The sequence below is a fragment of the Streptomyces subrutilus genome (assembly GCF_008704535.1).
Classification (GTDB): Bacteria; Actinomycetota; Actinomycetes; order Streptomycetales; family Streptomycetaceae; genus Streptomyces; species Streptomyces subrutilus.
The window spans coordinates 1,065,300-1,085,537 of the sequence record NZ_CP023701.1 but is presented as its reverse complement, the minus strand read 5'-3'; the positions used below and the strand labels follow the sequence as shown (position 1 = coordinate 1,085,537).

General features: G+C 74.4%; 20 protein-coding genes. 14 read left to right on the top strand and 6 right to left on the bottom strand.

Annotated elements, in window-relative coordinates; genetic code table 11:
• Positions 1-49 precede the first annotated feature (49 nt).
• The 9 genes from CP968_RS04610 (at position 50) to CP968_RS04570 (ending at position 6,373) form a co-directional block, all read left to right on the top strand.
• A complete protein-coding gene (locus CP968_RS04610) occupies positions 50-1,195 on the top strand; it encodes a phage baseplate protein (protein WP_229886316.1) in 1,146 nt (381 codons plus the stop codon).
• Between the two features lie 475 nt (positions 1,196-1,670).
• Positions 1,671-2,384: a DedA family protein gene (locus CP968_RS04605; protein ID WP_150521718.1), complete on the top strand. Its 714-nt coding sequence runs from the start codon at positions 1,671-1,673 to the stop codon at positions 2,382-2,384.
• Complete coding sequence (locus tag CP968_RS04600) at positions 2,381-3,016, top strand: phosphatase PAP2 family protein (protein WP_150516761.1); 636 nt, start codon at positions 2,381-2,383, stop codon at positions 3,014-3,016. The genes CP968_RS04605 and CP968_RS04600 overlap by 4 nt, the downstream gene beginning before the upstream one ends.
• Positions 3,013-3,756, top strand: coding sequence for a phosphatase PAP2 family protein (locus CP968_RS04595; RefSeq protein WP_229886312.1), 744 nt, complete (start codon positions 3,013-3,015; stop codon positions 3,754-3,756). The genes CP968_RS04600 and CP968_RS04595 overlap by 4 nt, the downstream gene beginning before the upstream one ends.
• Positions 3,753-4,517, top strand: a complete 765-nt coding sequence (locus tag CP968_RS04590) for a TetR/AcrR family transcriptional regulator (protein ID WP_167536759.1) — start codon at positions 3,753-3,755, stop codon at positions 4,515-4,517. Before CP968_RS04595 ends, CP968_RS04590 begins: the two co-directional genes overlap by 4 nt.
• A 162-nt stretch (positions 4,518-4,679) precedes the next feature.
• Positions 4,680-4,841: a hypothetical protein gene (locus tag CP968_RS04585; RefSeq protein ID WP_037792689.1), complete on the top strand. Its 162-nt coding sequence runs from the start codon at positions 4,680-4,682 to the stop codon at positions 4,839-4,841.
• 160 nt (positions 4,842-5,001) lie between these two features.
• Positions 5,002-5,355 carry a PRC-barrel domain-containing protein gene (locus tag CP968_RS04580; RefSeq protein WP_150516759.1) on the top strand — a complete coding sequence of 118 codons (354 nt, stop codon included), beginning with the start codon at positions 5,002-5,004 and terminating at the stop codon, positions 5,353-5,355.
• Positions 5,356-5,559: 204 nt separating this feature from the next.
• Complete coding sequence (locus CP968_RS04575; protein ID WP_150516758.1) at positions 5,560-6,093, top strand: type 1 glutamine amidotransferase domain-containing protein; 534 nt, start codon at positions 5,560-5,562, stop codon at positions 6,091-6,093.
• Positions 6,094-6,106: 13 nt separating this feature from the next.
• A complete protein-coding gene (locus tag CP968_RS04570; protein ID WP_150516757.1) occupies positions 6,107-6,373 on the top strand; it encodes a GlsB/YeaQ/YmgE family stress response membrane protein in 267 nt (88 codons plus the stop codon).
• 101 nt (positions 6,374-6,474) lie between these two features.
• Here the strand turns inward: CP968_RS04570 and CP968_RS04565 are convergent, their stop codons facing one another.
• The gene (locus CP968_RS04565) at positions 6,475-7,137 is read right to left on the bottom strand and encodes a TetR/AcrR family transcriptional regulator (protein WP_150516756.1); all 663 of its coding nucleotides are present in this window, start codon (positions 7,135-7,137) and stop codon (positions 6,475-6,477) included.
• Between the two features lie 77 nt (positions 7,138-7,214).
• Here CP968_RS04565 and CP968_RS04560 point away from each other — a divergent pair, with 77 nt between their 5' ends.
• A complete protein-coding gene (locus CP968_RS04560; RefSeq protein ID WP_150516755.1) occupies positions 7,215-8,180 on the top strand; it encodes a sterol desaturase family protein in 966 nt (321 codons plus the stop codon).
• Positions 8,181-8,190: 10 nt separating this feature from the next.
• Positions 8,191-8,763, top strand: coding sequence for an SRPBCC family protein (locus CP968_RS04555; RefSeq protein WP_150516754.1), 573 nt, complete (start codon positions 8,191-8,193; stop codon positions 8,761-8,763).
• Between the two features lie 84 nt (positions 8,764-8,847).
• Here the strand turns inward: CP968_RS04555 and CP968_RS04550 are convergent, their stop codons facing one another.
• Positions 8,848-10,143 (bottom strand): AI-2E family transporter, encoded by a 1,296-nt coding sequence (locus CP968_RS04550; RefSeq protein WP_150516753.1) that lies wholly within the window; start codon positions 10,141-10,143, stop codon positions 8,848-8,850.
• Positions 10,144-10,516: 373 nt separating this feature from the next.
• On the opposite strand from CP968_RS04550, the gene argB reads away from it, so the two are divergent.
• Positions 10,517-11,431: an acetylglutamate kinase gene (argB, locus tag CP968_RS04545; protein ID WP_373304052.1), complete on the top strand. Its 915-nt coding sequence runs from the start codon at positions 10,517-10,519 to the stop codon at positions 11,429-11,431.
• Positions 11,432-11,539: 108 nt separating this feature from the next.
• Here argB and CP968_RS04540 read toward each other — a convergent pair whose 3' ends face one another.
• The 4 genes from CP968_RS04540 to CP968_RS04525 are packed head-to-tail and all read right to left on the bottom strand — an operon-like array spanning position 11,540 to position 16,243.
• A complete protein-coding gene (locus CP968_RS04540) occupies positions 11,540-13,117 on the bottom strand; it encodes an amidohydrolase (protein WP_150516752.1) in 1,578 nt (525 codons plus the stop codon).
• Positions 13,118-13,131: 14 nt separating this feature from the next.
• Entirely contained in the window at positions 13,132-14,058 is a 927-nt protein-coding gene (locus tag CP968_RS04535) for an ABC transporter ATP-binding protein (RefSeq protein WP_229886308.1), read from the bottom strand.
• Positions 14,055-15,173 carry a FecCD family ABC transporter permease gene (locus tag CP968_RS04530; protein ID WP_167536758.1) on the bottom strand — a complete coding sequence of 373 codons (1,119 nt, stop codon included), beginning with the start codon at positions 15,171-15,173 and terminating at the stop codon, positions 14,055-14,057. The genes CP968_RS04535 and CP968_RS04530 overlap by 4 nt, the downstream gene beginning before the upstream one ends.
• Positions 15,170-16,243 carry a FecCD family ABC transporter permease gene (locus CP968_RS04525; protein ID WP_229886306.1) on the bottom strand — a complete coding sequence of 358 codons (1,074 nt, stop codon included), beginning with the start codon at positions 16,241-16,243 and terminating at the stop codon, positions 15,170-15,172. Before CP968_RS04525 ends, CP968_RS04530 begins: the two co-directional genes overlap by 4 nt.
• 183 nt (positions 16,244-16,426) lie before the next feature.
• Here CP968_RS04525 and CP968_RS04520 point away from each other — a divergent pair, with 183 nt between their 5' ends.
• On the top strand, positions 16,427-18,124 hold the full coding sequence (locus tag CP968_RS04520; protein ID WP_150516750.1) for an ABC transporter ATP-binding protein: 1,698 nt from the start codon (positions 16,427-16,429) through the stop codon (positions 18,122-18,124).
• Positions 18,121-19,989, top strand: coding sequence for an ABC transporter ATP-binding protein (locus CP968_RS04515; RefSeq protein WP_150516749.1), 1,869 nt, complete (start codon positions 18,121-18,123; stop codon positions 19,987-19,989). The genes CP968_RS04520 and CP968_RS04515 overlap by 4 nt, the downstream gene beginning before the upstream one ends.
• Positions 19,990-20,238: the final 249 nt, after the last annotated feature.

Here is a 20,238-nt window from a genome sequence, read left to right as displayed (position 1 = left end):
TCTGAAAGGATGAGGCAGTTTTCGTCAACACCAGGGAATCGAACACCACATGAACGAATTGCAGATCAGCCGGCGCCACCTCCTCACCCTGACCGGTGCGGCCGCCCTGGCCGCCGCCGGCCTCGGCTCCGCGACCGGGACGGCGCGCGCCGCCGCTGCCGGTCTGCCCGCCTCGAAGCTGATCCGGGTCGAGGGCAACACCGGCCCCGCCTACTTCCGCGAGGAGACCCTGCACGAGGGCACCGTGCTGCAGTCCATAGGCTTCGACAACGTCAACCGCCGCCTCTACGTGGCCCAGCTCATCCAGGGCGGACGCAAGCTCCCGGGCGAGTCCGCGGCCGTGTCCGGGGCCACGCGCGACCTCCACGGCGACCTGTCGATCACCGAGTGGACCCTGGGCGCCGACGCTGCGGACGGCAGCGGCACCGGGAGGATCACCGGCTCCATGTACCTGCGCGGGTTCGGCCACGGCGTGAGCATCGGCGTCGAGCCCTCCGGCAGCAGCACCTACCTGTGGACCGAGGTCGACGCCGTCCAGGACGTGAAGAACGGCACCAGCCGCGGCAGCCGGCTGTGCCGCTTCAGGTTCGCCAGCTCGGCCACGCCGCTGGACGCGACGAACGCCTCGCTCCAGAAGTTCACCCCCGTACCCGGCAGCGTGAACAACACCGCGAGCATCGACCCGATCACCAACCGCCTCGTGGTCCGCTACTCCCTGGGCGGGATGCGCTACCGCCTCTACGACCTGGCCGCCGCCCGGGCCGGCGACTTCACCGCGCCGCTGGCCGAGATCGCCGAGCCCGCGATCGCCATCGACCGCGCGCGCTTCGGCTACCCGTCCTTCCAGGGCTACGCGGCGGCCGGGAGCTACCTGTACCTGCTGCACGGCAACTCGTACGGCACGATGCAGGACCACGACAAGAACGAGGCGACCCCCGAGATCCTCATCTCCGCCCCGGGGGAGGGCAACACCCACCTCACGTCCGTGGATCTGAACACCGGGCAGATCGTCAGGACCTTCCACTCCAAGGCCGGCTACACCCTCCCCTTCCGCGAGCCCGAGGGCCTGGCGGTCCAGATCCCGCAGCCCGGCAACCCCGAGGTGTACCGCCTCTGCATGGGCTTCGCCTCCGGCGAGACGGGCGGTCAGCGCAAGGCGTCCGTCTACTACAAGGACTCCCTCGTCCAGCCGTGACCTCGCCGGCGGTCCCGGCACGAACAGGCCCCGTGCGGGCAGGCTTCGCGCCTGCGCGCACGGGGCCTGCCGTCGTGGTGCCGGCCGGCTCCTCCGGTGCCGCTCCGTACGGGACCGGGCCGCGGCGCCCGTCGGCAGGGCGGCGCGCGGTGATGCGGCGTGCGCCGGGCGCGGTGAGGCCGTACGGGTCCTCGGCCGGCGGGTGGGCGAAGCCGCGGCCGGGGTGCGCGCGTGTCACCGCCGCCATTGCGTGGCGGCGGGACAGGATCGTCGTCGCGGTCGTCGCGGTCGTCGCGGTCGTCGCGGTCGTCGCGGTCGTCGCGGTCGTCGCGGTCGTCGCGGTCGTGCGGCCCGCCGGGCGGTGCTCGGTCCCGGCAGCGGTCGTCTACAGTAGCGTAGACCGTCTACATGATTGTAGTCGTCGGTCGGCGGCTGTCGTGCCGGCCCCGGCCCTCATCCCATGGAGCTGTTCGACATGGTCCTGTCCCTCCTCGCCGCGGCGTCACCGGTGTTCGGTCCGCAGGCCTTCGGTCCACGGGCGCCGGGTCCGCAGGCGGTCGACCTGCTCGACGCGGGCTCCCTGCTCTCGGCCTTCGGCGCGCTCGGTGTCGCGGCCGTGCTGTTCGCCGAAACAGGCCTCCTGATCGGCTTCTTCCTGCCCGGCGACTCGCTCCTCTTCACCGCGGGCCTGCTCTGCGTACCGGCTCATCACGGCCCCGTCCACCTCTCGCTGCCCCAGGTGCTGGGCGCGGCGGTGGCCGGCGCCCTGCTCGGTGCCCAGGCCGGCTACCTCATCGGACGGCGCGGTGGCCGCGCCCTGCTGGCCCGCAGCCGCAGCCGCAAACTCCACGAGGGAGCCGAGCGGGCCGAGGAGCTCCTGGGCCGCTACGGACACGCCAAGGCCATCGTGCTGGCCCGGTTCGTGCCGATCGTGCGCACGGTCCTGAACCCGATGGCCGGCGCCCTCGGCGTGCCGGCCCGCGTCTTCGCGCTCTGGCAGGTCGTCGGCGGACTCGTCTGGACGGTCGGCCTGGTGCTGGCCGGATACGCCCTCGGCTCCTCGGTGCCCGACGTCGACCGCTACCTCCTGCCGATCGTCGTCCTCGTCGTCCTCGTCTCCCTCACCCCGCTGGTGGTCGAGGCGGTCCGCCGACGGGGGAGCCGCACCGCGAACGGAGGCCCGCGATGACCACTGCCGCCCCGCTCACCCCCCTCACCCCGCTCGCCCTGGACGGCTCCTCCGTCGACGGGGACCTGTACGTCTGGACCACCGACCTCGCCCGGCGCGCCCCCGCTCCGCTGGACGGCCTGGTCTCCGGCTGGTCCACGTACGGGCTCGCGCTCTTCGCGGTGCTGATGCTCGCCGCCTGGTGGCGGGCCCGGGCGGCCGCCGATCCGGCGCGGACCGCGATGGCGCTGGCCGCGCCGCTCGTGGTGAGCGCCGCCTTCCTGGTGGACACCGGCATCAAGTCCGTCTTCCGGGAGCAGCGGCCCTGCCAGACCCTCCACACCCTGACGCTGGAAGCGTGCCCGCCGCTCGGCGACTGGTCCCTGCCCAGCAACCACGCCGCCGTCGCGGCCGCCGCGGCGACCGCCCTGTGGGCCGTCGACCGCCGGATCGCCGCCCTCGCCGTGCCGGCCGCGCTGCTGATGGCCGCCTCCCGCGTCTGGGTCGGCGCCCACTATCCGCACGACGTGCTCCTCGGCCTCGCCGTGGGCGCGGCCGTGTCCTGGCCGCTGATCCGGGCCGCCCGCCGCGCGACCCCCGCCGTCGGGCGGCTCGCCCGCACCCCGCTGCGGCCCCTGGTCGCGGCCCGGTGAGGACCGGCGTCCCCGCACCGGCCCGGCGCCCGGCCCTGGTCGCGGCCGGCTGCGCGGCGGCCTTCGCCGTCCTCACCGCGCTCGTCGTGGCCCGGTCCGGCGCGCCCTACCCGCTCGACGAGGCGCTGCACGCGTGGTCCGTACGGCACCGGCCCGCGGTCCCCGCGGCCCTGGCCCGCGGGCTCACGGCGACCGGCAGCGGCCCCGTCCCCTACCTGTGCGCCCTCGCCGCCGGACTCGCGGCCGGCCGGGGCACCCGGGGCCGACCGGCCGCGGCCGCGGGGGCCCTGGGCTTCCTGCTGGTCGCCCAGGGCGTGCGCTACGGGATCATGTACGCCGTCGCGCGGCCCCGTCCGCCCCTCCCCGACTGGGCGGTGTACGCCTCCGGGTACGCCTACCCGTCCGGACACGCCACCACCTCCGCGCTCGCGGCCGGACTGCTGACCTGGGGCGCCCGCTGCGCGGCGGGCCCCGCGACGGCCCGGACCGGCCCCGCCGCACGGGGCGCGGCGCGCGCGCGGGCCCGGCGGGCCCCGTGGGTGCTGCCGGCCGTCCTCGCCCTGGCGGCCTGCTGGGCCGTGGCGGTGGGCCTCAGCCGCGTCTACCTCGGGGTGCACTGGCCCACCGACGTCCTCGGGGGCTGGCTCTACGCGTCGACCTGGCTCGCGGCCGGGGCCGCGGTGCTGGCCGGGAGGCGCGGCGGCGCGTACGGCCGGTACGGCCCGTACGGAGCCGGGTGACCGCGGGCCGCGGCCGCAAAGGGGAGCGCGCGGCGGAGCCCGCCGGGGGCGTACGGGCCGCGCACGCGGCCGGCGAGCCGCCGCGGGTCCCCGGTCCCGCGCACCGCGAAGGGGCCGCGGACGGGGGAGCGGGCGCGGAGGGCGGCCGGAGCGGGAGCCGGCGTGCGGGTCCGGGCGGGACCGCCGGGGGGAGCGCCGAGGTCCGCGCGCTGATCGTGGCGGCCGCCGTTCCGCTGCTCGTCCGGCACGGCGCGACCGCGCTCACCACCTCGATGATCGCCCGCGCCGCCGGCCTCGGTCAGGGAGCCGTCCACGCCGCGTTCGCCGACAAGCAGGCCCTGTTGGCGCAGTGCGTGATCGCGGCCGTACAGCCGGGCCGGACCGCCGAGTCGATCGCCTCCGGCGATCCGGAGGAACCCCTCGCGGCCCGCCTCGCCGCCGCGGCCGAGGCCTTGCGCGCACAGGCGGCCCGGATGCGGCTGGTCTGCGCGGCCATGCCGTACGAGATCCACGGCCCCCTCGCCGGCCACCCCGTGCTCGACGCGGAGTTCGGCCGGGTGCGCACCGCGCTCGTGGCGCTGTTCACGGCCGAGCGCGACGGCCTGTGCCTGCCCCCGCAGCGCCTGGCGGACGCGTTCCAGTCGCTGCTGACACCGGCAACACTCCCCGGCTCACCCGAACCGCTGGCCACGCGGGACCTCGTGGCCCTGTTCCTGCGGGGCGCACGGGGCGCAGCGGACCGGACCGGCGACGCCGAGTGAGCCGGGTGGGCCGAGAGGCGCAGCGAGCGGAGGGCGCCGGCGCGCGCGGGACCGGCATGCGAAACGATCGCCAATTCCCCGTCACGGCAATAAGAAACAAGTAAGTTCCGTGCGCATGACAGGGGGGCGAGGGGGCATTCGATCGTTCGGAGGTTGATAACTATGGTTCCCCTGCTTCTTGTTCTTCTGCTCGCCCTGATCCTCTTCGGTGCCGGTTTCGCGGTGAAGATCCTCTGGTGGGTCGCCATCGCCGTGCTGGTGCTGTGGCTGATCGGTTTCGTCGCCCGTCCGAAGGGCGGCAGCGGCCGCTGGTACCGCTGGTAGAGGCCGTTCCGGGCGGCATTCGCAAAGTTTCACCCCTGCCGGTGTGTGACATCTCCGGTCCAGGGCACACGGTTTTCAGCGGGCACCGCGCCCCGGGGAATTCTCGAATTCCACGGGAAAGCGGCCGCTGGTACGACGAGTGAGCAAAGGAGTTGTTCGCATGACTGACAATGTGTGGGGTTACCGGGAGACGTCCGGCCGTCTGGCCGGTGCCGATCTGACGGGCTACAAGGTCGAGGCGACGGACGGCTCCATCGGCAAGGTGGACAAGCACTCCGACGAGGTCGGCTCCGCCTACCTGGTGGTCGACACCGGTCCGTGGATCTTCGGCAAGGAGGTCCTGCTGCCGGCCGGTACGGTCAGCCGCATCGACGCCGAGGACCGGAAGATCTACGTGGACCGGACCAAGGAGCAGATCAAGGACGCTCCGGAGTTCGACAAGGAGAAGCACCTCGGCAACGCGGACTACCACCGACAGGTGGGCGGCTACTACGACGGGCCGCACCGCGTCTGACCGGACGCACGTGCACGGGGCGGGGGCGGTGACCACACGGGTCACCGCCCCCGCCCCGTGCTGCGCCGCCCTCGGCGCCGGCGCCCGCGGGGCTGCGGACCTGATGTGTCTCTCTGGTGGGTTTGCAAGGGTTTGCAACCATGGATTGCGGGTCATACGGAGGACATAACCGTACGAAGCGAACAGATCAGAGAGGGCCTTCACATGCGTGTGGCGTTTCTTGTGGCGTCCGAGGGAATCGAACAGGTCGAGCTGACGGAGCCGTGGAAGGCCGTGGCCGGCAGCGGCGGCACCCCTCGGCTCGTGGCGCCCGAGCCCGGTCGCGTCCAGGCCTTCAACCACCTCGACAAGGGCGACACCTTCCCGGTCGACGTGACCCTCGACGAGGCCTCGGCCGGCGACTTCGACGCCCTCGTGCTGCCGGGCGGCGTCGCCAACCCCGACGCCCTGCGGCTCGACGAGCGCGCCGTGGCGTTCGTCCGCGGCTTCTTCGACGCGGGCAAGCCGGTCGCGGCGATCTGCCACGCGCCCTGGACGCTGATCGAGGCCGACGTGGTCCGCGGTCGCACCCTCACCTCCTGGCCCAGCCTGCGCACCGACCTCACGAATGCCGGCGCCACCTGGGTCGACGAGGAGGTCAAGGTGTGCACCGGCGGTCCCAACACCCTGGTCACGAGCCGCAAGCCCGACGACCTCGAAGCCTTCTGCACCACGTTCCTGGCCGAGTTCGGCCGCTGACCGGAGGCATGACATGGGCATCATCGCCTGGATCCTGATCGGCCTGCTGGCCGGAGCCATCGCCAAGGCCATCACCCCGGGACGCGACCCCGGCGGCTGCCTGCTCACCATGGTGATCGGCATCGTCGGCGGCCTCCTCGGAGGCTGGCTCGGCAAGGTGATCTTCGGAGTCGACTCCATCAACGGCTTCTTCCACCTCTCGACGTGGATCGCCGCCGTGGTCGGCTCGGTCATCGTCCTCCTGCTCTACCGCCTGATCGCGGGCCGCAGCCGGACCTGACCCGCCGCGCACGCGCACGCACGGCCGAGGCCCGGCACCCCGCACCGCGCGGGGTGCCGGGCCTCGGCCGTGCGTGCGCGGCGGGCGCCGGGGTCCGCAGGTCACGCGGGGGCGGCCGGGGCGTCCCAGGTGCGCTGGTAGGCCGCCCAGTCGGGGCGGGGGCCGGGCAGGCCGCAATGGGCGCCGCGCAGGCCGTCGAGGGTCAGGGACACCATCCGGCGGCGCGCGTGCTCGTCGTCCTCGCTGCGGCGCGGGTAGCGGCTGAACAGCTCGATGACGTGGACGACGTCGAGCGTGGTGACGTCGGCGCGGACGGTGCCGTCGTCGAGCCCCCGGCCCAGCAGCCGCTCCGCCAGCGCCCGGGCCTCCTCGTTGGCGGCGGACACCTCCTGCGGCAGGCTGAACGTCCCGGCCAGGCCGGCGAACGCTCCCGCCCGGGCGTCGATCGCCGCGGACACGTAGAGCGCCAGGGCGTCCCAGCCCGAGCCCTCCGCCGCCAGGGCGCGCCGGAGCTCGGCGATCGTCTGCGCGATGCCGGTGGCGCACAGCCGTTGGAGGAGCTGCTCCTTGCTGCCGTACCGCCGGTAGAGGGTGCCGATCCCCACGCCCGCCCGTTCGGCGATCGCGGACACGGGTGCGTCCGGGCCCTGTTCCGCGAAGACGGCCCGGGCGGCGTCCAGGACCAGGACGTCGTTGCGCTCGGCCTCGGCCTGCCGCCCGAAGCGGCCGCCGGCCCGGATTCCCCCCGCGTCTGATTTCTTCATGCGTCCAACCTATTGCCTGTCGGAGCGTTGCACTCCGATACTCCTGTCGGAGCGCATCGCTCCGATAGGAGATCCTGATGGAAAACACGTCCCTACTGGCCCTGTCCGCCCCCCTCTTCGTGTTGCTGATCGTCATCGAGATGGTCTACTACCGGCTCCACCCCGATGAGAACGCCAGCGGCTACGGCGTCCGCGACACCGCGACGAGCCTCACCGTGGGTCTGGGCGCCGCCGCCGTGGACGTCCTCTACAAGACGATCGCGCTGGCCGTCTTCGTCGGCCTGTACGCCCTCACCCCCCTGCGGATCGAGGTCACCTGGGTGACCTTCCCGTTGATCCTGCTGGCCCAGGACTTCTGCTACTACTGGATGCACCGCGAACACCACCTCGTGCGCGTGCTGTGGGCCAGCCACGTGGTGCACCACTCCAGCCTCAACTACAACCTCTCCACGGCGGTCCGGCTGCCCTGGACGGGCCTCACCTCGCAGCTCTTCTACATCCCCCTGGTCCTGCTCGGCGTACCGCCCTGGGCGATCCTGCTGTGCGGCGGCATCAACATGCTGACCCAGTTCTGGCTGCACACCGACCGCATCGGACGGCTGCCGCGCCTCGTCGAAAGGGTCGTCAACACCCCCTCCAGCCATCGCGTGCACCACGCCTCCCAAGGCGGCTATCTGGACCGCAACTTCGGCGGCATCCTGATGATCTGGGACCAGCTGTTCGGCACGTGGGCCGAGGAGACCGAACGCCCCGTGTACGGGCTCACCAAGAACATCGACACCTACAACCCCCTGCGCGTCGTCTCCCACGAGTACGCCGCCATCGGCCGCGACCTGGCGCGGGCCACGCGGTGGCAGGACCGGGTGCGGCACCTCGTGGGCCGGCCCGGATGGCAGCCCGACCGTACGGCGGACGCCCCGCCCGCCCCGCTGCCCCAGGGGCCGCCCCTCGCGAGGGCCGTGCCCGCCGCCCGCTGCTGCCCCGGCCCGGACGCGGGCGCCGCGTGCGCCTGCGCGCCGGCGACCGCGGACACCGGCCGCTGAGGGGGCGCGCGTGACGACGACCGGCGGACCGGGCGGCCCGTCCCCGCGGACGCGGGAGCTGCACGCGTCCGTCGTGATCCACGCACCCCCCGAGCGGGTCTACGCGGCGCTCCGCGACGTCCGGCGGATGGCGCGGTGGAGTCCGGAGTGCGTCGGGGTCCTGGTCTTCCGGGGGAGGGGCGGCACCCGGCCCTCCTTCGTCGGGTTCAACCGCAACGGACCGCGCCTCTGGTTCACCTTCTGCCGAGTCACCACGGCGGTGGCTCCCACGGAGTTCGCCTTCCGGGTGTCGATCGCCGGGCTGCCCCTCGCCACCTGGGGGTTCCGCCTGGCCCCGGCCGGTCCGGACGGCCTCGGTACCGAGGGCCCGGGGTCCACGTGCGTCACCCAGTACTGGCAGGACCTGCGGCGGGGCGCGCGAGGGAGGGTCGCTGACCTGCTGGGCGCCGCCGTCGCCGGGACGTCGCCGGCGGCTCGGGTGCGCACCAACCGCTCCGGCATGGACACGACGCTCCGACGCCTGAAGCGCTCACTGGAGGCGGCCCCGGAGGAGGGCGGCGCCCCGCGCCCTCCCGCGCGCTGACCGTGGAACGCAAAGGTCCCGGGGAGCGTGCCCGGTCGACGTCACGTCGACCGGGCACGCTCCCCGGGACCGTCCGGGGCGGGGCTACGGGGTCTGGCCCGGCGCCTGCTCGGCGACGGCGACCGGCGCGGGCGCCGGGTCGTCCGCGTCCTCGGAGCCGTCCTCCTCGTGCTCGTCGCGCGCGTAGGCACGGAGGTGGCCTGTCACCGTGTTCGCGACGGCGACCAGCGGCACCGCGACGACGGCCCCGCCGATCCCGGCCACCAGGCCGCCGGTGGCGACGGCCAGGACCACGGCCAGCGGGTGGACCCGCACGGCCCGTCCCAGGATGAAGGGCTGGAGCACGTGGCCCTCGATCTGCTGGACCAGCAGCACCACCAGCAGGGCCATGAGCGCCGTGAACACGCCCTGCGTGACGAGCGCGACGACCACCGCGAGCGCACCGGAGGCCACGGCGCCGACCAGCGGCACGAAGGAGGCCAGGAAGATGACCACGCCGATCGGCACGGCGAGCGGCACCCCGAGGAAGTAGATGCCCACCCCGATGAACAGGGCGTCGATGAACGCGACGATCATCGTGCCGCGCACGTACGCCGTGAGCGTGCGCCAGGCGCGCGGACCCGCACCGGCCACGCCCGGCCGGGCGTCGGCCGGCACCAGGTTGAGCGTCCACTCCCAGATGCGCTTGCCGTCGTACAGCAGGAAGAGCGTGGAGAACATCGCCAGCAGCATGCCGGTGAGGATCTCCACCAGCACGGTCACCCCTTGGAGGCCCGTGGAGGTGATCTCGCTGGTGCTGGTGCCGATCGCGTCGCTCAGGTTCTTGGCGATGTCGTTGATCTGCTGCTCGGTCACGTGGAACGGGCTGTTCAGCAGCCAGCGCTTCAGCTCCTCGATGCCCTCCTGCACCCGCCCGGAGAGGTCGCCCAGGTTGTCGAGCACCTGCCAGACGACGAACCATCCGACCAGGCCGAGCACCACGAAACCGAAGATCGCGGTGAACGCGGTGGCGAGCCCCTGCGACAGGCCCCGGCGGTGCAGCCGGGCCACCGTCGGCTGGAGCAGCGCGGTGACCAGGAGGGCGATGACGAAGGCCAGGACGACCAGCCGCACGGCGCCGATCACCCGCATCAGCACCCACAGCGTCGCGGCCAGCACCAGGAACCGCCAGCCGGCCTCCGCCGCGACCCGCACGCCCCAGGGCACCGCCCGGGCCGGATCCGGCGTACGGGGTCGGGCCCGGCGGGCTTCCGCCGCCCTCTCCCGCGCGGCCTCGGCCTCGTACTCCGCGTCTCGGCGCGCCTGCATCTGGGCGCGACGCTCCCCGAGCGCGACCGCGCCGTCCTTCACGCGGTCGAGCCACTTGTGGATTCCGGGCATCCGGAACCTCCCTCCGTATCCCCGCTCTCCTGCCCCCGTTCCGGCAGATCAGCCGCGTTCGGCGGGAGGGGAGGTGCGCGGCCCGGCCGCGGTCGCGCGTCGTCGGACCGCCCTCCGGCTGTCGGGTTCGTTCGTCCTGCCGTTCGGGCGGGAGTCGGGGAGGAGGGGGAGGGAGGGGCCGTGGGTGTCGCCCGCCGGTCGCGATCCGGGCCGGGCCCGCGGTTCCGGTGAAGTTAGGCTAACCTAAGTGCCGTTCTGTACGGGCTGTCGAGCGGGCGGGCGCAGAGCCGGTGCGGGCATCGGTGTCGCGCCCGGACCCGCGCACGAATGGAGTGGCTCCGTGACCTTGACCCCCGCGCAAGAGTCCGCCGTGATCACAGTGCCCCGGGCGCGCGTCCCCGCCCCCGGCGGCACGCCGGCCGTACGGGTCGCCGCGCCGCCGCGGCCCCGTACGGTCGTGGTCAAGTTCGGCGGCAACGCCATGGTGGACGAGCGGCTCAAACGGGCCTTCGCCGAGGACGTGGTGGAGATGCGGCGGGCCGGGCTGCACCCGGTCGTCGTGCACGGCGGCGGACCGCAGATCAGTGCGCTGCTGGACCGGCTCGACCTGGAGGTGCGCTTCGAGGCCGGGCTGCGGGTCACCACGCCGGAGATCATGGACGTGGTCCGGATGGTGCTGGCCGGGCAGGTCCAGCGGGAGCTGGTGGGCCTGATCAACCGGCACGGCCCGCTCGCCGTCGGGCTGACGGGGGAGGACGCGCACACGATGACCGCGGAGCGGCGGCCCGCCTGGGTGAACGGCGAGCCGGTGGACATCGGGCTGGTCGGCGACGTCGTCGACGTGAACCCCGAGACCGTGCTCGCGCTGCTGGACCGCGGCCGCATCCCGGTCGTCTCCCCGGTGGCCCGGGGCGGCGACGGACAGGTGTACAACGTCAACGCCGACCTGGCGGCGGCCGCGTTGGCGCAGGCCCTGGGTGCCGAGAAGCTGGTCGTGCTCACCGATGTCGCGGGCCTCTACGCCAACTGGCCGGACAGCACCGAGGTCATCGACCGGCTGACCGCCGCCGAGCTGGAGGTGCTGCTGCCCGGGCTGGTCAGCGGGATGCTCCCGAAGATGCAGGGCTGCCTGCGGGCGGTCCGGGAGGGCGTCGGCTCGGCGCACGTGCTCGACGGCCGCGAGCCGCACGCCCTGCTGCGGGCCGTGCTCGGCGGCCCCGACGGGCACGGGGACGGCCGCGGGACGACCGTGGTCCCGGACCGGGAGCCCGGGCGCGTGGCGACCTGACCGGACGGCGACGCGGCCCCCGCCGTCCGCTCCCAGGGGCCGACCGCTCCCGGAGCGGCCGGGTGGCCGGCCCGCCGCCGTGGCCGGTTCCCGCAGCCCGAACCGGCCTCAGGGCGCGCCCGGGTGGGTCGTGCGCACGCCGTCCACGTACGTCGCGACGACCTCGATGCCGCCGATGCGGGAGGTCTCCACGCGCCTCGGATCGTCGCCGAGCACGACCAGGTCGGCGCGCTTGCCCGGGCTCACGGTGCCCGCGGCGTGCTCCCAGTGGCAGGCACGGGCACCGGCCGCGGTGTAGGCGTACAGGGCCTCGTCGACCGTGACCGCCTCGGCCGGGCCGATCGCCCGGCCCGAGAGCGAGGCCCGCTCCACCATGAACTGGACGGCCCGCAGCGGCGAACCGTCCGTCACCGGCCGGTCGGAGCTGCCGACCAGGGAGACGCCGTGGTCGAGGAAGCCCCGGCCCCGGTACATCCACGGCGCCCGCTCGGGGCCCATGACCGTCGCGTAGTCGTCGCCGAAGTACCGCAGGAAGTTCGGCTGGACCACCGCGGCGACGCCGAGCGCCGCGAACCGGGGGAGCTGGTCGGGGCGGATCAGGCCGGCGTGCTCGATCCGGTGCCGGGCCTCCGGCCGGGGCCGCAGCCGCTGGGCCCGCTCCAGAGCGTCCAGGGCGAGATCGGCGGCCCGGTCCCCGATGGCGTGCACCGCCAGCTGCCATCCGGCCAGGTGGCCGTCGACGATCAGGTCCGTGATCCGCTCGGGGGTGTCCTGGAGTTCACCGCTGGTGTCCGTGCCGACGTACGGACCGGTCAGCGCGGCCGTACGGGCCATCATGCCGCCGTCGGTGTAGACCTTGAGGGCGCCGACCGACAGCCAGTCGTCCCCGAAACCGGTCCGCAGTCCCAGGTCGAGCGCCCGCGGTATCCCGTCGCCCGCGTGGGCCGCGACGGGGCGCAGGGTGTCCCCGGCCGCCATCAGCTGCACGCGCAGCGGCAACCGGCCCTGCTCGCGCAGGAGTTGGTACGCCCCCGCTTCGACCGGGCTGTGGCCGAGCAGCCCGCCGCCGATCCCCGCCTCGGCGCAGGCGGTGATGCCCTCGGCGAGGCACTGCCGGCCGGCGCGTTCGATCGCGTCGGCCAGCTCCTCCTGGGAGTACGGCAGCCGCAGTCTGCGGGCGGCCGTCATGGCGCTCTCGGCGAGGAAGCCCCCGCCCTCTGCCGCCGAGGCGGGGAGCAGGTCGAGCACGGCGCTGTTGACCACGCAGCCGTGGCCCGAGTCGTGCAGCATGAAGATCTTGCGGCCGCCGCCGACCCCGTCCAGCTCGGCGGCGGTCAGGTGCCGGCCCAGCGCCCGCTGGTCGTACCCGGCGATGTCGACCCAGGCGCCGGGCGGCCGCTCGGCGGCGGCCCGGGCCACCACGGCCAGGACGTCCGCGGCCCGGGTGCAGGGGGCCACGCTGGGGGTGGCCGCCTTGAGCCCGGCCCAGGCCAGGTGGACGTGGCTGTCGATGAACCCGGGGAGCACGGTGGCCCCCTGGAGGTCGACGACCTCGCGGGCCGGCAGGCCCGTCACGGCATCGTCGAGCCCGACGACGCGGCCGTTCCAGATGCCGATGTCGTGCGCGACCGGGTGCGCCGGGTCCATGGTGACGACGTTCGCGTTGGTCAAGCGGGCGGTGAGCACGGGCGGTCGGGTCCTCAGGGGGTGTGCGCCACGGTCCCGGGGGCCGGGTGGTGGCGGGTGCGGGCGGTGGGGACCATCAGCGGGGTGCCGGTCTCGGGGTCCTCGATGATCCGGCAGGGCAGGCCGAAGACGTCCTCGACGAGCTCGGCGGTCATCACCGAGGAGGGGTGGCCCTCGGCGGCGATGACTCCGCCGGGCTTCATCACGACGAGGTGGCTGGCGTACCGGCAGGCCTGGTTGAGGTCGTGGAGCACGGCGACGATGGTGTGGCCCTTGCGCTCGTGCAGGTCGGCGCAGAGGTTCAGCACCTCCACCTGGTGGGCGATGTCCAGGTAGGTGGTGGGCTCGTCGAGCAGCAGGACGGAGGTCTCCTGGGCGAGCACCATGGACAGCCAGACCCGCTGGCGCTGTCCGCCGGAGAGGTCGTCCACGGGCCGGTCGGCGAGTTCGAGCACGCCGGTCTGGCGCATCGCCTCGGCCACGGCGTCCTCGTCCCGCGCGGACCACTGCCTCAGCATCCGCTGGTGCGGGTAGCGGCCCCGGGCGACCAGGTCGCCGACGGTGATGCCGCCCGGCGCGGTCGAGGACTGCGGCAGCAGGCCGAGGCGGCGGGCGACCTCGCGGGAACGGTAGGAGCCGATCGGGGCGCCGTCCAGGTAGACCTCGCCCGCCTTCGGCTTGAGCATCCGCGCGAGGGCCTTGAGGAGGGTGGACTTCCCGCAGGCGTTGGGGCCGATGATGACGGTGAAGGAGTGGTCGGGGATGACCACACCGAGGTCGGTGGCCACGGTCCGCTGCTCGTAGCAGAGGGTCAGGCCCTGCGCCCGCAGCCGGGCCGTCGGCGCGGCGGCCCCCTGCTCCGGGGCGCCGGCGTCCCGGCGTACGGAGACGGCGCCCCCCTGCTGCGGCGGGACGGCGCCCGGCTGGCTCGTACGTGTCATGCGCGGCTCTTTCGCGACTCGGAGACCAGCAGCCAGATCAGGTAGAGCCCGCCGATGGTGCCGGTGGCCGTGCCGACCGGCAGCAGGGCGGGGGAGAACAGCCGCTGGACCGCGAGGTCGCTCACGGCCAGCAGGACCGCGCCCATCAGGGCGGCCGGGACCAGCCCGGAGCCAGAGGAGCGGATCAGCTTGCGGGACAGCTGCGGGGCGGCCAGCGCGATGAAGAAGATCGGGCCGGTCACGGCGGTGGCGAAGGCGGCCAGGGCCACGCTGACGATCAGCAGCGCGGTCCGGGTGCGGGCCACGTTCACGCCGAGGGCCGTCGCGGTGTCGTCGCCCATCTCCACCATGGTCAGCCGGCGGCCGAGGAGGAACGCGAACGGCAGCAGCACCGCGACGGCGGCGCCGACCGCCGCCGCGTGGTCCCAGGTCCGGTTGCCGAGGCTGCCGATCAGCCAGGACTGGGCCTCCAGGGCCTCCTGCCAGCTGGCGCGGGTGATGAGGTAGGAGTTGACGGCGAGCAGCAGCGCGCTCACGCCGATGCCCATGACGACGAGCCGGAAGCCCTGGACGCCCCCGCGGAACACCAGCAGGTAGACGGCGAGGGCCGTGCCGAGGCCGCCGATCAGCGCGCCCAGCACGATCTGCGTCATGCTGCCGTGCAGGGTGACGATGACGATGAGGGCGCCGGTGGCCGAGCCGTTGGTGAAGCCGATGATGTCGGGACTGCCCAGCGGGTTGCGGGTCAGGCTCTGCAGGACCGCGCCGCTCACGGACAGCGCCGCGCCCACGCACAGGGCGGTCACCAGGCGGGGCATGCGCAGGGTGTTGACGATGAAGTCGGCCCCGCCGGAGCCGTTGCCGGTCAGGGCCCCGAGCACCTCCGGTACGGACAGCGTGAAGTCGCCGGTGGTCAGGGAGACCAGCATGACCGCGAGGAGGATGGCGGCCAGGGCGACGGTGACCAGGAGCGTACGGCCGTGGAAGCGCAGGGAGAGCCCGCTGCGGCCGCCCCGTACGACCCGCCCCGAGACGACGTGGGGTCGGGCGGCGCGGTCCCGGGCGGCGGGGGCGCCGGCCGGCGCGGAGGTCTCGGTCTCCGGGGCGGGGCTCACAGCATGACCAGCTTTCGGCGGCGGCAGAGGGCGAGGAACAGCGGCGCACCGACGAACGCGGTGACGATGCCCACCTGGATCTCGCCGGGCGCGCCGATCACCCGGCCCAGGACGTCGGAGCCGACCAGCAGGACCGGGGCGAGGACGGTCGAGTAGGCCAGCACCCAGCGTTGGTCGGGGCCCACGACGAAGCGGGACACGTGCGGCACGACCAGGCCGACGAAGCCGATGGGTCCGGCGGCGGCGGTCGCGGCGCCGCACAGCAGCATCACGGCGACGACGCCGAGCACCCGGGTGCGGCCGACGTTCACCCCCAGGGCCCGGCCGAGCTGGTCTCCCATGGCGAGGGCGTTGAGGGAGGGGGCCAGCAGCAGGGCGAGGAGCAGCCCCGCGACGACGAACGGGAGGATCACCCACACGACGTCCATGCGCCGGCCGGAGAGCGCGCCCACCGTCCAGAAGCGGAACTGGTTGAAGGCGCGCGGGTCGAGCAGCAGGATCGCGGAGTTGAACGCGAAGAGCACGGCGGTCACGGCGGACCCGGCGACCACCAGCCGGTCCGGCGTGGCCAGTTTCCGGCCCGCCGAGCCGAGCAGGTAGACCACGACCGAGGCGACGGCGGCGCCCGCGAAGGCGAACCAGACGTAGCCCAGGGCCGTTCCGATGCCCAGGAAGGAGATGGCCACCACCACGCCCGTCGAGGCCCCGAGGCTGACGCCGAGCAGGCCGGGATCGGCGAGCGGGTTGCGGGTCAGGGCCTGCATGAGGGCGCCGGAGAGCCCGAGGGCGATCCCCACGAGCACGCCGAGTACGGTCCGGGGGATGCGGTAGCTGTGGATGATGACCGAGGCCTGCGACCCGTCGGGGTTCCACAGGACGCTCCAGGTGGAGGTGAAGGGGATGTCGCGGGTGCCCAGCCACACGCTCAGCAGGGCGATGACGACGAGTGAGGCCAGGGCGACCAGCAGGCCGGCGCCGCGCAGCACGGCGAGCGCCGCTCTTCGCGACGGCGGCGCGGACGCCGCCCCCTTGGTGTCGTTCCCGACTTCCGTCCGGGTGTCGACGGACAACAAGGCTCCCCCCAGCGACCAACCGCGCAGCGTTAACTTAGGTGAGGCTAACCGAATAAACTCCATAGGGTCAACTCCCTTATCGGGTAAGGAAGTCCACCTGGTGGGCGGCGCTCGTACCTGATTCCGGCTTGAGAACATTAGAGTAGCCTTACCTAACCAGTGGTCCTCCGGAGGTCCCGCATGCTCGACGGCAGTCCACCCGGAGGCTCTGTTCTCCGGCGCGCGATCAGCGCGCAGCGGCGCCGGGTCGCCGCCGCCTCGCTCCTCGGCACCACCCATCAGGCCTGCGAGGCCATGGTGCCCGTGGTCATCGGCGTCATCATCGACCGGGCCGTCGCCACCGGATCGGCGGGAGCGCTGCTGCGCTGGCTGCTGGTCCTCGCCGCGCTCTTCCTCGTCCTGTCCACCTGCTACCGCACCGCCGCCCGCATCACCGACGGCTCCGGCGAACGGGCGGCCCACCGCATCCGCACCGAACTCGGCACCCGGGTCCTGGACCCGCGCGGCGGCGCCGACTCCGGCCGGCTCCCCGGCGCCCTCACCGCCATGGCCACCGGCGACGCGGCCCGGGTCGGCGCCGTCGTCGCCGCCCTGCCCTACGGCATAGCCGCCGTCGCCGGACTCGCCGTCAGCGCCGTCGCCCTGCTGCGGGTGTCCGTCCCCCTCGGCCTGCTCATCCTCCTCGGCGTACCGCCCCTGCTGTGGATCGGCCACCGCATCAGCCGCCCCCTCGAACGGCGCAGCGAGGCCGAACAGGACCGGGCCGCCCACGCCTCGGGCGTCGCCGCCGACCTGGTGGCCGGCCTGCGCGTGCTCAAGGGCATCGGGGCCGGGCCGGCCGCCGTCGCCCGCTACCGCCGCACCAGCCAGGACTCCCTCGCGGCCGCCCTGCGCGCCGCGAGCAGCAGGTCCTGGCACGACGGCGCCATCCTCGCCCTGACCGGCGCCTTCATCGCCGTCATCGGCCTGGTCGGCGCGCGCCTGGCCATGGACGGCTCGCTCAGCATCGGCCAACTCGTCGCCGCGGTCGGCCTCGCCCAGTTCCTCCTCGGCCCCTTCCAGCTCCTGACCTACGTCAGCGCCGAGTTCGCCCAGGGACGCGCCTCCGCGGCCCGCCTCGACGAGGTGCTCGCCTCCCCGCACGCCGTCCCCTCGGGCACCGCCCCGCTGCCCGTCCCGTTCACCGGCGGACTGCGGCTGCGCGGCGTCTCGTACGGCGCGCTGCGCGGGATCGACCTGGACATCGCCGACGGGAGCCTCGTCGGCGTCGTCTGCCCCGACCCGGCCGCCGCCACCGACCTCCTGCTGTGCCTCGGCCGCGAGTTCGACCCGGGACAGGGCACGATCGAACTCGCCGGCGCCGACATGGCCTCCCTCGACCCCGACGCCGTCCGCCGGGCCGTCCTCGTCGCCCACCACGACGCCGACCTCTTCGAGGCCAGCCTGCTCGACAACGTACGGGCCGGCACGGAGACCCCCGCCGAGGAGCTCGGGCCCGTGCTCAGCGCCTCCACCACCGACGACGTGGCCCGCGCCCTGCCCCAGGGCGTGCACACCCCGCTCAGCGAACGCGGCAGGTCCCTGTCCGGCGGCCAGCGCCAACGGGTCGCACTGGCCCGGGCACTGGCCGCGGACCCGCAGGTCCTGGTCCTCCACGACCCGACCACCGCCGTCGACACCGTCACCGAATCGCTGATCGCCACCCGGCTGCGCGACCTGCGCAAGGGCCGCACCACCCTGCTCGTCACCACCAGTCCCGCGCTGCTCGCCGTGACCGACCGCGTGGTCGTCATCAGCGACGGCGCCGTCACCGCCGACGGGCGCCACCCGGACCTCGTCACCGCGGACGCCTCCTACCGATCGGTGGTGCTCGTATGACCCCCGCGAACGAACCGGCCGCCCCGCCGCAGCCCACGGCCGCCGCCGGGGAGCCGGGGGCCGGCGCCGCGCCCGGGCGGGTCATCCTGCCCGTGGCGAGCGGCGCCCAGACCCTCGCCGCCGTCGGCGCACTGCTCCGCGGCCGGCGCCTGCAGACCTTCACCGCCGTCGGCGTCCTCACCCTGGGCACCGGCATCGGCCTGCTCACCGCCCCGATCCTGGGCCGGATGGTCGACCTGGTCGCGGGGCAGCGGGGCGCCGCCTCCCTCACCGTGCCGATGGTGCTGCTGCTCGTCGTGGCCGTCGGCCGCGGCGCCGCCACCGGGCTCGGCAGCGCACTCGTCGCACGGCTCGGCGAGACCGTCCTGGCGGGCCTGCGCGAACGCTTCATCGACCGCGCGCTGAACCTTCCGCTGGAGCGGGTCGAACAGGCCGGCTCGGGCGACCTCACCTCCCGGGTGACCGGCGACGTCACCCTCATCACCCGGGTCGTCCGCCAGGCCCTGCCCGAGTTCACCACCGCCCTGCTCACCATCGTGCTCACCCTGGCCGGACTGGCCGTGCTCGACTGGCGGTTCCTGGCCGCCGTCCTGCTGGCCGTCCCCGTCCACGTCCTCACCGTCCGCTGGTACATCCCGCGCGCGGTCCCCGTGTACGCGGCCCACCGCGTGGCCAACGGCGCCCTCCAACACCAACTGCTCGACAGCGTCGGCGGCGTCCGCACCGTCCGGGCCTTCCGGCTCACCGACCAGCACGCCAAGCTGCTCGAATCCCGCTCGCGCGAGGCCGTCGACCTGGCCCTGCGCGGCATCCGGCTCGTCTCCGGCTTCTTCTCCCGGCTCAACCTGGCCGAGTTCATCGGGCTGGCCGCCGTCCTGGTCACCGGCTTCCTGCTGGTCGGCAACGGCTCCGTCAGCATCGGCACGGCCACCGCGGCCGCGCTCTACTTCCACAGCCTCTTCAACCCGGTCAACGCCGCGCTGTTCCTCATCGACGACGCCCAGTCCGCCGGAGCGAGCCTCGCCCGCCTCGTCGGCGTCTCCGACCTGCCCGCCGAGGAGGACCCGGCCGACGCGGCCCGGCCGGCCGACGGCTCCGTACGGGTACGCGAACTCAGCCACGCCTACGCGTCCGGGCACCCGGTGCTCGACGCGGTCGACCTGGAGGTCCGCGACGGCGAACGGGTCGCGCTCGTCGGCGCGAGCGGCGCCGGCAAGACCACCCTGGCGAAGCTGATCGCCGGCGTCCACCGGCCGACCGGCGGCTCCGTCGAACTCGGCGGAGCCGACACCCGCGCACTCGGCCCCGCCGGAGTGCGCCGGGCCGTCACGCTGATCAGCCAGGAAGTGCACGTCTTCGCAGGCCCCCTGGCCGAGGACCTGCGGCTGGCCCGGCCCGGGGCGACCGACGCCGAGATCACCGCCGCACTCGCCCGCGTCGACGCCCTCACCTGGGTCGAGGCCCTGCCCGAGGGCGCGGCCACCGTCGTCGGCGAGGGCGGGCACCGGCTCACGGTGACCCAGGCCCAGCAGCTCGCCCTGGCCCGGCTGGTGCTCGCCGACCCGCCGGTCGCCATCCTCGACGAGGCCACCGCGGACGCCGGCAGCGCCGGCGCCCGCACCCTGGAGGGCGCCGCGCTGCGGGCGTTGGAGGGGCGGACCGGCCTGATGGTCGCCCACCGGCTGCCGCAGGCGGCCACCGCGGACCGCATCGTCGTCCTCGACCGGGGCCGCGTCGTGGAGAGCGGCACCCATGCGGCACTGGTGGCCGCGGGCGGCAGTTACGCCGCCCTCTGGTCGGCCTGGTCGGACAGCCGCCGCACCGGAGCCGAGGAGGCCGCCGTGCCCCGCCCGCGCGAGGCCTGACCGGACGGGCGGGGACGCCGCGCAGCGCCCCCGCCCGCGCCGCCCCCGCAACGAGAGCCCCGGACACCGCTGGTGCGGTGTCCGGGGCTCTCGTGCGTGCGTACGGGGTGGACCCGCGGCGCGGGCCGCTCGGGCTCCGTGCACCCGCAGTCGCGTGCACCCGCGGCCCCGTGTACCCGCGGCCCCGTACGCACGGCTCCCCGCGCCGCCGGACCCCGGGTACGCGGAAGGCCGGGCCCGGCGAGCGGG